We start from the raw sequence: 15,336 nt of genomic DNA, 5'->3' as shown, positions 1-15,336 counted from the left end.
GTCGGACCAATCTAACACCCCGCGGTCGGATTGGCAAAAGTAGAAAGGAGAAATCGGCGGCCGGGCGAAGACAAAAAAATGCCGGCGGCCGCCGGCATTCGCAATCAACCCTGACCCCGGCCGTGCGGGCGCCGGGACACCGTTAGTATCGGCCGGGACGGGGGAGAGGTTGAGAGGAGGAGGCTAGCGGAACCGCACGCGGTTGAGACGGAGCGAGTTCAGAACGACAAAGACCGAGGAGAACGCCATCGCTGCCGCCGCGATCATTGGCGTCAGCGTCAGCCCGAATGCCGGATAGAGCGCCCCGGCCGCAATCGGAATCGCCAGCACATTGTAGGCAAAGGCCCAGAACAGGTTCTGGCGGATCACCCGCATCGTCCACGCCGCCGCCAGAAACATCTTCGGCACCCCGCGCAGGTCCGGCCGTACGAGCACCACGTCGGCCGTCTCGACCGCCACGTCCGTCCCCGACCCGACCGCCACGCCCACATCGGCCGCCGCCAGAGCAGGGGCATCGTTGATCCCGTCTCCCACCATCGCCACCGTGCCCCCCGCCCGGCGGTAGGAATCGACCAGCAGTCGTTTCTGGTCCGGCTTGATCTCCGCCTCGAAATGCTCGACCCCCGCCAGCCGCGCAACTTTCTCGGCCGTACGCCGGGTGTCCCCGGAGATCATCGCCACCTGCTTGGTCTTCTGAAGTTCTCTGACTACTTCCGCCGCCTCCGGGCGGACTCGGTCGGCGATGCCGAACAGGCCGATCAGCTTGCCGTCCAATCCAGCGAGCACGGCGGTGTGGCCGGCGGCGGTCGTCCGCTCGATAGCCTCCTGGTGGCCGGCCAGAGCGACATTTTCCTGCTCGAGCAGTGCCTGGTTGCCGATCACGAGTCGCCCCCCCTCGCTCTGTCCGATCAGGCCGAACCCGGGCCGGGCTTCAACTTTGCGCACCTCCGCCGGCGGGATCCCCCGCTCTTCGCGCAGCCGGGCAAGCGCCCGGCCGATCGGGTGCTCCGACATACTTTCGGCCCCGCCCACGAGCGCGATCAACTCCTCCTCGCGGTATCCGTTAAGCGCGGTCACGCCGGTCGCCTGAAGCTCCCCGTGGGTCAGCGTGCCGGTCTTGTCGAAAAGGACCGTGTCGACTGTCGTGATCCGTTCGAGCACATCTCCGCCCCGGATGATGATTCCTTCGCGGGCCGCCCGCCCCGTCCCGACGAGGATGGCTGTCGGGGTCGCCAGCCCAAGCGCACAGGGGCAGGCGATGATCAGGACGGAGATGACGCTCCGCATCATGACGTCGTTTCCGGGTGCGAACAAAAGCCAGAGCGCGAGCGTGAGCGCCGCCAGCCCGAGCACGATCGGCACAAAGACCGCCGCCACCCGGTCGGCGAGCTTCTGCACCGGCGCTTTTTTCCCCTGCGCCTCCGATACGAGCGCGATAATCTTCGCCAGGACCGAGTCCGCGCCGGCCGCCGTCACCTGAAACGTGAACACGCTGTGGCCGTTGAGCGACCCGCCGATCACTGCATCCCCCGGCTGCTTCTCGACCGGCAGCGACTCCCCGGTCAGCATCGACTCATCGACCGCGGGCGTTCCCTCCACCACCCGGCCGTCGGCCGCTATCCGCTCGCCCGGCCGCACCCGCAGGAGCATTCCCGGCTGCGCGGCGGCGGCGTCGATTTCGACCTCCGTGCCGCCGATGATCGCGGTCGTCTTGGCCGGCTGCAGTTGAACCAGGGACCGGATCGCCTCGCCCGCCCGCCCCTTCGATTTCGCCTCCAGCAACCGCCCCAGGAGAATCAGCGTGATGATCATCCCGGCCGAATCGAAAAAGAGCGGCTCGGCCCCGCCTTTCGCGAGATTCGCAATCAGCGCATACAGACTCCATCCGTAGGCGGTGAGTGTGCCGAGCGCGATCAGCGTGTTCATGTTGGCCGCCCTTCGCCGGGCCTGTGCGAAAGCGTCGCCGAGTATCGCCCGACCGGCGCCGAACAGAATTCCCCCCGCCAGCAGCGCCTGCGCGATCCCGTCGGCCGCCGGCGCCAGGATCCCGCCGAGACCGACCATCGGCCCCATCGCCAGCGCCATCAGGGGGAGACTCAGCCCCAGGGCCGGCCAGAACCGCCGGATCGCGGCGCTCAATTCTTTCCGGTTGGCGGTGAGTACGTCCGGCGCGCCGACCCGCGCTCCGTAGCCGAGTTTCTCGATCGTCCGGAGAATCGCCCCCGCGCTCGTCTCGTCCCGGTCGTACGCGACGACCGCCGAGCGGGTCGCCAGATTCACCCGGCACTCCGCCACCCCCGCCAGCGCTCCGAGACCGCGCTCGATGTTCGCGGCGCACCCGGCGCAGTGCATCCCGTCGATGTTTACCTGAAGTTCTTCGGTCTGGGCCATCCACCGGTCCTTCCAAACCTCGGGCCAAAAGCCCGCTCTCCGGCCTTAAGATCGTTGTTCGCCAACAGAAAAGGTACGGTAAGGCTCGCGGGCGCGTCATCTGATCCCGAACAGCGCGAGCAGGTGCGGGCACTTCCGAAGCAGCTCCCGCCGGATCTTCGTCCGCGCCCGGTGCAGGTACCAGCGCACGGTTGCTTCCGGCATGTTCATGATGTCGGCGACGTCGTCGATTCGGCACCCCTCCACATCGCGCAGCACGAACGCCGAGCGCTGCTTGTCGGTGAGCGACGCGGTTGCCTCCCGGATGTAATCATCGATCTGCCGCCGGTGGTACGATGCATCCGGGCGTCGGTCCGCCTGCTCGACCACGTTCTCGAAATTCTCCAGCGGCTCGTGGCGGTGGCGGCTGTGCTTGCGGATATAGTCGATTGAAGCGTTGACCGTGATCCGGTACAGCCAGGTGTAGAACTTCCGCCGCTCATCGTACCGCCAGATGTTGCGGGACATTTTGACGAACACGTTTTGCGCGATATCGGCCGCCTCGTCGTAGTCGCCGACCATCTTGTAGGCGAGCGCCGCGACCTGCACCCGGTAGCGGCGCACCAGTTCGGCAAAGGCCAGTTGGTTGCCGCGCTTGATTTCCCGGATTAGTTCTTTGACCCGCTCTTCATCGCGTTCATCCGGCGGGGGGATCGCTTCGCGGAGATGGTGCGGGATCGCCGGATTTCGTTTCATGCCTTGCTCCGTACGCTTTGTCAGGTATAACCGCATGCCCCGGCCAAAGTTCCATGAGTGCCGGCGAAGGAGCGGGGAGGGGACGGTTCCCGGTTCAATCGGCCACGAAAAAAGGCGCCCGGCTCCGGACGCCTCCTCGCTTGCCGGGGACCGCCGATCAACTGTTGTCGTTCAGGATAAACACGCGCGGATCAAGGTGTTTGCCGTTGCGGAGGACCTCGTAGTGCAGGTGCGGACCCGTCGAATACCCGGTCGAACCCATCAGCCCGACCACGTCGCCCCGCTCCACCCGCTGCCCCCGCTTAACCCGGAAATCCGATAGGTGTGCGTAGCGCGTCTCGAAACCGTACCCGTGGTCGATCACCACCGTGTTGCCCATCCCGCCGTTCTGCCCGACAAACTTGACGCGGCCGGCCGCCGGCGCGATCACCTTGGTGCCGGTCCGGTTGGCGATATCCAGCCCGCGGTGCATCTGCTTCATGCCCGTGAACGGGTCGAATTTCATGCCGAATCCTCGGGAGAGCCAGCCGTTGGTGGGCCAGATCGAAGGCGTGTGGTCGAGGCGGTCCCTGAGCTTCAGAAGCTCATCCTCGACCTCGTTGAACTTCTCCAGCTCGAAACTGGAGAGCGTGAGGAGGCGGTCGATCTGCTGGCCCGTCACCGTCGCCTCACGCTGGACATTCGACATCATCGCCGCCGAGGGCGGCGCCGGACCGCCGACACCCAGTTGCCGCTCGGCCGGGTCGATTTCGGGTAAGCTGAAGAGCGACCGGATCTTCACCTCGCGGTCCACCAGCTGGCTGAACCGTGTCTCCACCTCGGTGAGGTTCCATTTCAACTGCTCGAACTGCCGGTGCAGGGCCGCGTTTTCGGCCCGCAGCCGGGCCAGCTCCCGGGCGTCCACCTTGTCGGCAAAAAACTCCGCCGACAAAAAGAAACTGGCGAACACCAGCAGCATCACGCCGCCGACCGCCAGGTAAATGGCCGCGACCGGTATCCGTACCTGCCGCGATATCCCCATCGAATGGGGTATGAGCATGAACGTTAGTTTCTTCTTAAACATGCTGTCGCAATCCACTCATGCTGCAAAGTCCTGCATCCTGTTGTCGGGTATCTGAGGACAGCGGGGCGTCTGATCCTCGATAAGTTTCGAAACTACTCCCGCCTTGCGACCGCGTCAAGCTAAAATCTCACTTAATCAGCACATATTCCCGACTCAGGATTTTGTTCACAATCTTCGCCAGCTTGTCCGACTCCAGGCTCTGCAGGCTGTACAGGTGCCAGTACGTCTTCTTCGGCAAACCGTTCCGTACCGACCGCTTCTTCGCGCTCGTGCTGTTCTGTGTCATGGCGCCAGTCTCCCGGTTGCATCCGTCCACCCGAGACCGGTCCACATATCATGTATCGGGTTGAAACGGACTTGAATTCACTCTTTTCCGGTTCCTTCTGCGCATAAGCCTTGCCAACGATTCCCTCCGGCCACAAACTCTTCGTCAGAATTAAAACATTATTAGATAATAACTTAATAATCGTTTGGCGAGACGGTCTCCTCGGCCGCTGTGGCTTTCCCCCGATACCGAATCGCTTTTCGCCCCCTATCCGCCCCCGAATCCGCCGGTGGGGGCATTGACGTTCCCCGACCGGACACCTACATTGCGGAGGATTGACACCATCTGCTTGCGAGGAGTTCTATGTCTCAGGATCTCACCGGCAAGATCGTGCTGGTTACCGGCGCTTCGTCCGGGATCGGCGAGGCTTGCGCCCGTAAATTTGCCGCCCGCCACGCCCGCCTCGTGCTGGCCGCCCGGCGCGTCGACCGGCTCAGACAACTTGTCTCCCGGCTCGGAACCGATGTGCATGTGCTGGAACTCGACGTTCGGGACCGGACAGCCGTCAACGCGGCGATCGCCGGCCTCCCTCATCCGTGGTCGGAAATTGACATTCTGGTCAACAACGCCGGCCTCAGCCGCGGCCTGGACAAACTGCACGAGGGGGATTACCGGGACTGGGAGGAGATGATCGACACCAACGTGAAAGGCCTCCTGTGGGTCAGCCGGGCGGTCATCCCCGGTATGGTCGCCCGCAGGCGCGGCCACCTCATTAATATAGGGTCAATCGCCGGCCGCGAGGTCTACCCGAACGGCAACGTCTACTGCGCCACCAAATTCGCCGTCGATGCCCTCACCAAGGGACTGCGCCTCGATCTGGTCGACACCCCCATCCGGGTCTCGACCGTCGACCCCGGCGCCGTCCGCACCGAGTTCTCCGAGGTCCGCTTCCACGGCGACACCGAGCGAGCCGCCAAGGTCTACCAGGGGTTCACGCCGCTGAGCGGCGATGATGTTGCGGAGGCGGTTGTCTGGGTCGCCGATCGCCCGCCCCACGTCACCGTTGCCGACGTGCTCATCCTGCCATCGGCCCAGGCATCAGCTAACCTGATTCACAGGGAATAACTTCGCCGCAAACTCTCACTGCAGAGGTCACTACACTGAAATATCCGATCAAGGTCGCACCGTCCGGCCCCGCCTCGCGGCGAGCGGCGATCCGGACAGAGCGTCCGCGGCCAACGATCAGCGAGTTTCCGATCATCTCGGACACAGCGCCGGTACGGGTCCGCCCCGAAACAGGTAGCCGATCAGATACGTGAGGTCGGCGATGTTCAGAACTCCGCTGCCGTCACTGTCCGCCTCGTCATTGCACGCCGGCGGTTCTCCATCCCGGAAGAAGTACGAGACCAGGGCGGTGACATCGGAAATCTTGACTGACCCGTCGCCGTCCACATCGCCACGTTCACCTACGCAGCACTCCGCATACCTGAGGACCGGGGATAAGGTCTTCGGCGTGTAGGCCAGCAGAGAACCGGAGAATCGCGGAGAGTACGTCGAATACCCGGACATACTTATAACCGCCGAATCCCCCGGCCCCGCCGAGCCGGTGGAAAACGTGAGCCTGACCACGGGGCCACTCCCGCCTGCAAGCTCCGGCGAAGTACCTGCGGTTGAACTGATGAGGTAGATCGTCGCCTGATCCCGTCCCGGCGCGAAATCAAAATAGCCGGTCGATTCGAAATAGTCTGTCCGACAACCCGCAGTCGAGAACGACACCAGGGTCAGGTCGAGTGTCCCCGCGTACGACAGGGGAATCAGTATCTCCTTGAGCGGGACCGTGTTCGAGGCCGAAATCACGACTTCGACTTCGCTGCCGCCCTCGACCAATTGATCCTGACCGGCAAGCGAGTCGGCCAAGGCAATAATGAAATCCTCGCGCAGAGAGGAAATCGGCTCGCCGGCGAAGGTTGCCGTGAGCGAGACATCGTAAATCCCCGGGGCGGTGAACTGATGGCTGGGGGATCGCACCGAGGAGGACTGGCCATCGCCGAAATCCCACTGCCATGAATCTGGCGGATCAAACGATTGCCCCGTGAACTGGACCTCGAGCGAGATATCCCCGAAGCGCGGGGCAGCGGAGAAACTGACAGCCGGGCCGAAAAAATGCATGCCGTATATTCCCCAGCTCACGCCGGGGGCAATGGCACGCCACAAGTACCAGTGGATCGACTGGTCCCACGTGTCGTGCACCCCATACTTCGGCGGGTCTTCCGAGTAGCCAATTCCGGTCACGAAGTGATCCGTCACCCCGTTGCCGTCGGTGTCCACCAGGAATACGGTCGGTCGCCCCGCGTCGATCTCCGCCTTGTAGTCGGTAAACGACACGCTCGAGAAATCCAGCTCCCGCATCCGAAAATGCGTGTAGGTCGGATCCGCGTACGGAGGGTAAGCCAGCAGCGCCTGCCCCACGTCCACAAACCAGCTCCACCCGTACAGGTTGTAGGCGGCGCTCCAGGATGTTCTCATGAAGTCCGCGATGCAGTCGCTCGTATGCGCCCCCCCGAGCTCCGACATGTCCGGAATCGGACTCCCGCCGTCGATCGGGCATGAGTAATCGTGGTAGTGGTCGCCGATCGGAGCGCCGCACACCGAATCCCCGTGATCGCCGGCAATCATAGCCGGCACGCCATATTTGACCAGCTGTTCGTACCCGTTCATCGACCAGTACCCCATCACCATGCCGGCGGCTGTCGGGCCGCACCCGTGGTGCCAGAGGTACGCCGTTACGTCCAGCACCACCGTCCCCCGTACGGGCGGCGCCAGCCCGCGATCGATGCCGGGCGGCGGTTCGGGGCCGGTTGTGCTCTGCTGGGCGAATACTGGGGCGACCGCGAAAATCACGGCCAAGAGCGCGGAGATCGTCTCCGCATACGCGAATCGACACCTGCGTTGGTTCATCGTGCACCTCCGAACAGCCATCGGAAAACCGACAGCTTCTGTAACGGCCATGAGGACACGTCCCGGATAGATGAACTGATGACAATTAAAGGTATACCCCATTTCAGCCCCCCGCCAAGCGAAAAGGGACGAATAGCTCGGTCTTCTTTGCCCGCTCGACTTAGCGAGCCGCTCCTGACGACAACGCGGCCGGCGTTATCGCCGGCCGCGTCTTGCCTCCGTCCTGCCCGTCAATCGCCGAACGCTAATCGCGATCCCCGAACGGCCGCGCTTCCTGCCGCTCCCTTTCTTCCTGCCGGATCTGGGCGAGCCGATCCCTTTCGGCAATTTCCCTCTGCGCCGCCTGTTCCTCCTCGGTCTGCAGCCGGGCTTCCGCCTGCTTCGCCTCCGCCTCCACCTCCTCCGGCGTCTGCCCGGGCATCTGCGCCAGCCGCACGTCTTCGTACCCTTTGCGCTTGGCTACCACGCGGTAGGTGAACGAAGCACTCCCCTGCCCGTTTTGCAGTTCGATTACATCGAACCCGGTCATCCCCCGCACCACGGCCGTGCCGTTGCAGTCCGGGTCGTTCAACTGGATGAACACTTTCATCGGGTGCTGCGCGCTGACCGTGACTGTCCGCAGAAATACCGGATCCAGCTCCACATGGGTCCGGCCGTTGACCAGTTGCCCCTCGCCGAAATCCTCGAACCAGCACTCGGGCGACTCCTGCGAGTAGACCAGCCGATAATCCTCCGGTTCCACCTCCACCGCCGCGCTCTTGGACCCGACCACCACCTGGTCGCCGGTCACCCGGACGTCGCCGCTGAAGTAGCCGGCGTATCCGGAGACGCTGGAACTCGCGTACACCCCGTAGCGCAATCCGGTGCCGTAGTCGGAGACCTTGAAGTAGCCGGCGTAGAGATTGCCGTTCCCCCGGCTGGCCACCGAGCCATACACGCCGTAGGCCGGCGCCGAACCTTTGGACAGGCCGCTGGCCCGCACGCCGTAAGCTGTTCCTGTTCCCGTCGAGTCGGTCTCGAAACTGCCGGCAATGCTGGAGCCGGAGCCAGTGTGGGCTGTGCGGCCGACGACCCCGTAACAGGCGTAGATGCCTTGGACGTCGTAGACATGGCCGTACAGCCCGTAGGCGTTGGAGGCGTTGTAGACACAGTTCTCGAAATACCCGGCGTAGGCCTCGGAGTTGAAGCTGCCGGAGCTGTAATTGTCGACCCGGCCATACACGCCGTAGACAGGGTAGACGTTGTCGGTGACGGATCCGTGTGCGTAGAGGCCAGAGACACTGCCCGTCGTAGAGTAGCCAAAAGTCTTCGCCCCATAGGTGTCGCCGGACTCGCCGTGTCCCCAGAAGTAACCTCCCTGTGTGTCCCCGGGACCGGTGTTCGAAGCTTGCCCGAAGACTCCTGTGGCCCTGGATACAGTCGCGTTTGTCTCAGCCCAGCCGTACACGCCGGTGGCTTCTCTGCTGCCGCCGTAGGCCAAGCCAATCGACCCCCATTTCCATGCCGTTCCGGCCGAGTCGGCGATGAAGACTCCCCCGATCGCATCGGACGTCCCTCCGGTCGCCGAATTCTTGGCGTAGCCGCGGACAGCGCACGTCGAGTCGGCATTGGCCGACGTGGCCGAGGCATCCACCCCGAACGTGTTGGCGCCGTCGGCGGCGGCGAACATTCCCCCGACACACCGGCCTATCCCGTAATGCCGGGCATTGCCCCATAGTCCGATGCTCTTGGCAGCGCTCGTGTTGGGGCTGTAACTCTGCCCGATCGCTCCGACATGATCGCCGAAGCCGTCGTTCGTCGCCGCAAAGTACCCGCCGCGCGCCGTCCCGGCGGCGTCATTAGTCGCCTGCGCCGTCACACCCATGGTCGTGTAGCTGCTGCCGTTCCCCGTCGCCTGCACGTTGATTCCGTGCACCGGTCCCCCGCCTTCGCCCGTGGCGTCGAACGACGCCGCCTGCGTTCGCCCGGAGCCGCCGTTGTAGGCGATCCCCCGAATGGCGGACACCGTGTCGGTCGTGGACGTCTCCAGGCGAGCCCGCAGGCCCACCCGCGCCGCCGCGCCGGTGTCGGTCACCTTGAGCGCCGTGTCGACCGCGGCCCGGAGTTCGTCCGGCCCGATCGCGTTGAGGAAGATCGTGTCGCAGTCGCTGCAGTCGGCTGCCGCTCCCTCCACGCTCCCGGCCGTCATCGCGTACGGCACGCTGACTATCGGGATGCGCGGCGCCGATTCGGCCGCGCCCTCCTGCTGCATGGTGAGATACCGCACCGATCCGTCGAACACGCCCTCGCCGATCGGCGCGACCGAACCGAGGAGCACGGTGAACAGCCCGTCCGCGGTCGCCACTTCCTGTGTCTCAAGCCACAGGGGGCTGCCGCCGGCGTCGGCTGCGTAGATGCGAAAGACGATTTCATACGTATTGTCCGGCACCGGCGCACCGCCGTCGGTGAGACGGCCCTGGTAGCTGATCGTGGGTGGAACCGCCGCCGCGCGGCCGGCGATGATGCCCGCGCACAGCAGCGCCGCCCAGGAGACGAGACCTCTGCGCATACTACACCTCAATGTTGAGAGCTTGATCCTGCTGCATATGTTCAGCTTCGGCAGGGAACCTGTTGTTCATCAGGCTGTAATGCCAGACAAAGATACCTATTTTAGCGCGAACACCAAGGGGAAAGCACGCTCTCCGGCCAAAGCAGAACGGCTGCCCTGCGACAGCCGTCATTCACGGGATCCGCGATGGGGATGGGTGGCCCTACGAAAAGCCGTACAGCCGCAATCCCTGATCGGAGTAGTACTCGTTCCGGTATCCCTCGACCGGCTTCAGTTGATCGAGCCAGTACGCCTGGTCGTTGCGGTGGCACACGAGCAGGCGCTGTTCGTCGCGGTAATGTTTGGCCCGGTGATATTTCAGATAGACATGCCGGTGGTCGACCCCGATGATTTCGACCTTGCCCGATTCGTGCGACATGCAGAATTTGATGCGCTTGGCGAGCCCCGAGCATTTCCTCTTCGCCCTCTCGATGCTGCAGTACGCCTCGACCAGCGGGACCTCGTACGGCTCATTGCCGGCGGTCGGACGGCCCTGGAATACGTAGTACTGGGGGATCCCCATGTAGGACAACTCGTTCCACAACTCCGCCATCACCTCCGGATCATCCGACACCCCCCGAATGATGGGGTTCTGGTTGACGCAGATGAGGCCGGCCTCGATAGCGCGCCGGACCGCCTCGCGCGCCTCGGGCGTCAGCTCGCGCGGATGGTCGAAATGGCATACGAGGTAGATGCGGCGGTCAGGTTGCGAATGGCGCCGGAGCATCGCGAACAACTCATCGTCGTCGAGGAACCGGTAAGGATTGAAGGCCGGCATCTTTGACCCGATCCGAATGATGCGGATGTGCGCGATGCTCCGCAGCGCGGTGAGAATCCCGTCCAACTGCGGCGTCGAAAGTATCATCGGGTCACCCCCGCTCAGCAGGACGTTGTTGACTTCCGGGCGGGTGCGGAGGTACTCGATCCCCGGGCGGATGTCGTACGCCGCCTCGTCATTTCCGTTCATGAACAGCCGTTTGCGAAAGCAGTACCGGCAGAAGGAGCCGCATACCTCGTTGACGAGGAGAAGCACCGTGCTGCTGTACTTGTGCTGAACCCCCTTGCGCACCGTGACCTTCCCCTCCCTGGAGGCGTCCAGATGACCCCACTGTCGCAACTCCCCGACGGCCGGAATGACCAACCGGCGGATGGGATCATGCGGATCCGACCAGTCGATCAGGCCGAGGTAGTAGTCGTTGGTGCGGAAGGCGTAACGCCGCGCCACTTCCTTGAGCGCGGTGCGCTCGGCCTCGGATAATTGCGTGAGTTTGTCGATGGAGAGGATGTACTTGACCCGTGTGCGCTTCCCCTGCTGCCCCGGGGCCCGTGCTCCCATTTGCATCGCTGCCATGGTCGGCTCTCCTTTCACGATTGCCTCCAGACGGAGGATGTCAGCCAGGCCGTGCCGCGTGCAGCCGCAATCGGAAGGTTCGAAATCGATCTGGTCGGGTCCAGCGCGTGAACCGCAACCGGCGGGATACCGCCGGAATCACCTCGAATCGAAAAGGCCTGGCTTCTCAAAAAATATACGCATCGATTCGAATCCCGAGCAACGGTAATCGGCAAAAAAAAACGTCCCCGCCCCGCCTTCCCGCGAGCTCCCCGCGGCCGTCAGGGAGGCGCCAAGCTGTTGTTTTTCAGCATGTTACATCGACCATTTTGGTCGATGCCGACCATCGGGCGGTCTGCCGGCTCTTCGCGACCGCGGCATCCGCGCGGATGGGCCTCGGTTTTTCCGAGAGTTTTTGTTGAATTGCCCTCCGCCGATCCGTTATTACCGAAAAGTAGTGCGAACTACACTACTCTGTGCGAGGATATGACACGTTCCGCAACGCCTAAAGATGATGGAGAGCGCAAGTGGACTACTACGAGGGCGTCATAAAGAACACCGAGTTCTTCACCACCACCGAGCTGGCCGACAAGCTGAAGATGAACGTCCAGGTCATCACGCGCAAAGTCCAGGCCGGCGAAATCACCGCCTACAAGATCGGGAAAGACTGGCGCATCCCGGAGCAGTCCGTGTACGAGTGGCTGCAGCAGCGCTCCAACCGCAACGGGGCTGCGGCCGCCCCGGCCCCCCGCCGGAATATCCGTCTCAAGCGCTCGGCCGAAACCGAGACGGTGCCGCCAAGCCGCCGCACCAAACGGAAATACCTCCTCGAGTACATTCTCGCCCAGTTTGAACCGAACCGGCTCTACGAGGATCACGAGGTCAACCGGGTCATTTCCCGGTTCAACGAGGACCCGGTCGCCGTGCGCACCGATTTCCTCGAGGAACACATGATGGAGCAGGTGGGGGGGAGGCTCCGCCGCAGCGCCGGTTACAAGCTCTCCGAATAGGCCGGCCGGTTGCGTGAAAGAAACAACCTCCCGCACGGGCGTGCGGGAGGTTTTTGTTTTCCGGCGGCCGGGTCCGCTACTGGCCCGCCCCCGGGGGGATGCGGGGGGTGGACTGGGTCAGGCCGAGGAGCTGCTGCAGGAACGGATCCTCGAGATTGCGCGGATACGAGGCATGCAGGCGGGCCGCCTCCTGGATTTCCGCGTAGCGCCGCTGGTCGCTGAGGGCGTAGAAGAGTTTCCGGAAGGCCGTGCCGCTTTCGGGGTTGGCCCGGAACGCCTCCCACATGAGAGCGAGCCCGTCGTCGAGCAGATCCTGGCGCCCGGAGATCGAGCCGATGCTGACTTTGATGAGCCCGAGGTCGCTCAGGTAGAACAGGTTTTCCGGGTTGGAGCGGCAGAACGCGGTGAGCGTGTCGTGCGCCTGGCGCAGAAGCGAATCGGCCGCCGCCGTGTCGCCCTGCTGGCGCAGTTCGTTCGACACGATCATGTACATCTGCGCGTACTCGGGGTACTCCTTCATGATCTTGTCCGCAATGGCCATGGCCGAGTCCAGCTGCCCGCGCTTCTCGAATTCATCCCAGAGCCGCACGGCGTTGATGCCGTAGCCGATAAACACGCCGGTCGCGTTCTCGTCCCGGTACACTTTCGAGTCCTCGTACCCCTGGAAGCGGTAGGTGTGCATGAAGAGGTCGTAGCCGCGCCCGGCGTCGATCAGCCGCTCGGGCGGGGTGCGGTCCAGGCGGTAGACCACGCCCACCGCCGCCGTTCGCTTCTGCAGATCCAGCGGAGAATCATAGGGTTGGCTGGAGAAAAAGATCGGATCCTTCCACCTGTTCTCGACCACGATCTCGTCGACCATCATGTCCTGCACTTTGACCATCTGCCCGTTGTACGGCTCCACGGCCGCCAGCCAGGTCGTCCGGTTGCGCGGACGGTCCCGGAATTCCTTCACCGGCATCGGCAGCGTCAGCCCCGGCCGCACCTCCACGTCCTCCCAGAGGATCTGGTCGTCCTCCAGCGAGATCGGGACATTGTAGAAGTGCTTCATCTGGTAGACGTACCAGTCGGTGTTGAGCAGCGAGAGGTTGACCACCCGGACGTCCTTGCGGTAGTTGTACACCTCCTGGATCGCCCAGAGGGGGAAAGTGTCGTTGTCGCCCGAGGTGAAGAGGATGGCGTTCTTGTCGACGGAATCGAGCAGGTTGGCCGCATAGTTGTAGGGGAGGTAGTTGTCGGAGCGGTCGTTGGCGTGGTAGTTGTGGGCCAGCGGCACCGCCGGCAGCAACACCAGCGCCGTCATCGCGTACACCGCCGTCCGCTCGATCGCCGGATTGCGCCGCGCCAGCGCCTCCCGCACGAGCATCATCAGCGCCGACACTCCCATGCCGATCGCGATGCCGAAAAAGACGAACGCGGGCGTGAAAAAGTAATCCCGGTCGCGCACCTCGAGGTAGGCGTCCCCGGTCCGCGGATCGTACTGCGTGCCGTCGGCGAAATTCATGTACAGGATCAGCCCGGCCGAGGTCACCACCAGCAGCACGAGGTAGGGCAGCCCGATTTCCTGGCGCTTGCGCACGGCGACAATCACCCCGAGCAGTCCCAGCCCGAGAAACGGCACGAACCCCCAGTCTTTCGGCGAGTACTGCTCCTCGAAGTAGGAGAAGAACCCCATGTGGGGGTGGTGGCCGAACTGGTTCTCCCAGGTGCCGCGGCGGTGGAACATCCGGTCGACCATCGACTCCGATCCGTACTGCTTGCGGTCGAGGAACTTCACGAAGGTCGACCAGTTGCGTGAGGGGTTGTTCTCGTCAATCCGCGGGTTGTGGGCCGAGCGAATCGGGATGAAGGCGTGGACCGAAATCCCCAGCACCGCCACCACGATCAGCCCCAGCCCGGTCAACCACTGGAACCGCCAGCCGCGCCGGTGCGCCGCCACCGCCAGCCCAATCATCAGCACCACGAAAAACGGCAGCGCCTCCATGAACAGCGAGAAACTGATCATCACCGTCGACACCGCCGCCAGCGCAATCAGGATCGCCCAGTTGATCTTGCGGTACAGCAGGACCACCAGCAGCGCCGCCAACAGCACCGTGGTCAGGTAGAACGCCACCGGCCCGCCCCGGTCGCCCGAAAAGAGCACAATCAGCAGCAGCTCGAGTCCCACAAAGGCCGCCAGATAGGCGTAGTCGCGGGGCACCGCGTCCCGGTTGAACAGAAGGAAGAAGGCGGCCACCGGCACCACCAGAAACACCGTCATGTGCAGCCCGATCCCCAGCATCGCCAGATAGAAGATCAAGATGAGCAGCCGGATCCCTTTCGAGGTTCCGCGGGCGTCGTGGTACTGCACGGCCAGCCAGATGATCATGACCGAAAGGGCCAGGGCCGCTCCGTACACCTCCGCCTCGACCGAATTCCCCCAGTTGGTCCGCGAGAAGGCCACGAACAGCCCGCCGACCACGCCGCCCACGTACGAAATCACCCGGTTGAGCAACTCCCGCCGCTGCTCCCCGAAAAAGTACTGCACCAGCCGGACCGTCAGCAGGTAGCTGAACATAGCCGTGAACGCCGACGTAATCACGGAGATGTAGTTGATCCGGTGGGAAATATCTTCCACAAAGGGGATGACCGAGAAGATCCGTCCCAGGAGGATAAACAGGGGGGTCCCCGGCGGGTGCGGGATCCCCAGAATGTACGACGTTGCAATGAATTCGCCGCAATCCCAGAATGAAAACGTCGGCTGCACCGTCAGCGCGTACGTAATGAACGACACCAGAAACACCGCCCCCGCCGCCACGGCGTTCGTCCGGTCGAACTTGTCCGGGTCCGTCAGAGATAAGTCAGCCACCGTCTCCTCCTAAACGAGTCCTCTCGGCTTACCGATACACTAGAGGCAAGGGACCGTCCCTTGAAAAGGTAAATATAACGGCGGCCCTGCCGGGCACAACCTCTAATTTTACGCCCGGGACCGGCCGCGGGACCCGGGCCGCATTCGGAGGC

General features: G+C 63.6%; 9 protein-coding genes and 1 pseudogene. 2 read left to right on the top strand and 8 right to left on the bottom strand.

What is annotated here, in order from left to right:
* Positions 1-183: 183 nt before the first annotated feature.
* The 4 genes from KA261_04765 to KA261_04750 form a co-directional block, all read right to left on the bottom strand.
* Complete coding sequence (locus KA261_04765) at positions 184-2,391, bottom strand: copper-translocating P-type ATPase (GenBank protein MBP7697101.1); 2,208 nt, start codon at positions 2,389-2,391, stop codon at positions 184-186.
* A 96-nt stretch (positions 2,392-2,487) separates the two neighbouring features.
* The gene (locus KA261_04760) at positions 2,488-3,126 is read right to left on the bottom strand and encodes a sigma-70 family RNA polymerase sigma factor (protein ID MBP7697100.1); all 639 of its coding nucleotides are present in this window, start codon (positions 3,124-3,126) and stop codon (positions 2,488-2,490) included.
* A 157-nt stretch (positions 3,127-3,283) separates the two neighbouring features.
* Positions 3,284-4,189: a M23 family metallopeptidase gene (locus KA261_04755; GenBank protein ID MBP7697099.1), complete on the bottom strand. Its 906-nt coding sequence runs from the start codon at positions 4,187-4,189 to the stop codon at positions 3,284-3,286.
* Between the two features lie 127 nt (positions 4,190-4,316).
* The gene (locus KA261_04750; protein ID MBP7697098.1) at positions 4,317-4,475 is read right to left on the bottom strand and encodes a hypothetical protein; all 159 of its coding nucleotides are present in this window, start codon (positions 4,473-4,475) and stop codon (positions 4,317-4,319) included.
* 342 nt (positions 4,476-4,817) lie between these two features.
* On the opposite strand from KA261_04750, the gene KA261_04745 reads away from it, so the two are divergent.
* Positions 4,818-5,579 carry an SDR family oxidoreductase gene (locus KA261_04745; protein MBP7697097.1) on the top strand — a complete coding sequence of 254 codons (762 nt, stop codon included), beginning with the start codon at positions 4,818-4,820 and terminating at the stop codon, positions 5,577-5,579.
* A 132-nt stretch (positions 5,580-5,711) separates the two neighbouring features.
* Here the strand turns inward: KA261_04745 and KA261_04740 are convergent, their stop codons facing one another.
* The 3 genes and pseudogenes from KA261_04740 to KA261_04730 all read right to left on the bottom strand — a co-directional run bounded on the left by KA261_04740 (position 5,712) and on the right by KA261_04730 (position 11,335).
* Positions 5,712-7,412 (bottom strand): PKD domain-containing protein, encoded by a 1,701-nt coding sequence (locus KA261_04740; protein MBP7697096.1) that lies wholly within the window; start codon positions 7,410-7,412, stop codon positions 5,712-5,714.
* Positions 7,413-7,656: 244 nt separating this feature from the next.
* Complete coding sequence (locus KA261_04735; GenBank protein ID MBP7697095.1) at positions 7,657-9,960, bottom strand: hypothetical protein; 2,304 nt, start codon at positions 9,958-9,960, stop codon at positions 7,657-7,659.
* Positions 9,961-10,237: 277 nt separating this feature from the next.
* Positions 10,238-11,335, bottom strand: a pseudogene (locus tag KA261_04730) (KamA family radical SAM protein).
* Between the two features lie 521 nt (positions 11,336-11,856).
* Between KA261_04730 and KA261_04725 the strand changes: the two are divergent.
* Positions 11,857-12,339 carry a DUF2087 domain-containing protein gene (locus KA261_04725; GenBank protein MBP7697094.1) on the top strand — a complete coding sequence of 161 codons (483 nt, stop codon included), beginning with the start codon at positions 11,857-11,859 and terminating at the stop codon, positions 12,337-12,339.
* A gap of 76 nt (positions 12,340-12,415) precedes the next feature.
* Here the strand turns inward: KA261_04725 and KA261_04720 are convergent, their stop codons facing one another.
* Positions 12,416-15,184, bottom strand: coding sequence for a DUF2723 domain-containing protein (locus tag KA261_04720; GenBank protein ID MBP7697093.1), 2,769 nt, complete (start codon positions 15,182-15,184; stop codon positions 12,416-12,418).
* Positions 15,185-15,336 lie beyond the last annotated feature (152 nt).

It is taken from the genome of Candidatus Zixiibacteriota bacterium (assembly GCA_017999435.1).
In the GTDB taxonomy this organism is placed as follows: Bacteria; Zixibacteria; MSB-5A5; order GN15; family FEB-12; genus JAGNLV01.
This window is presented reverse-complemented; position numbering and strand designations above follow the sequence as displayed.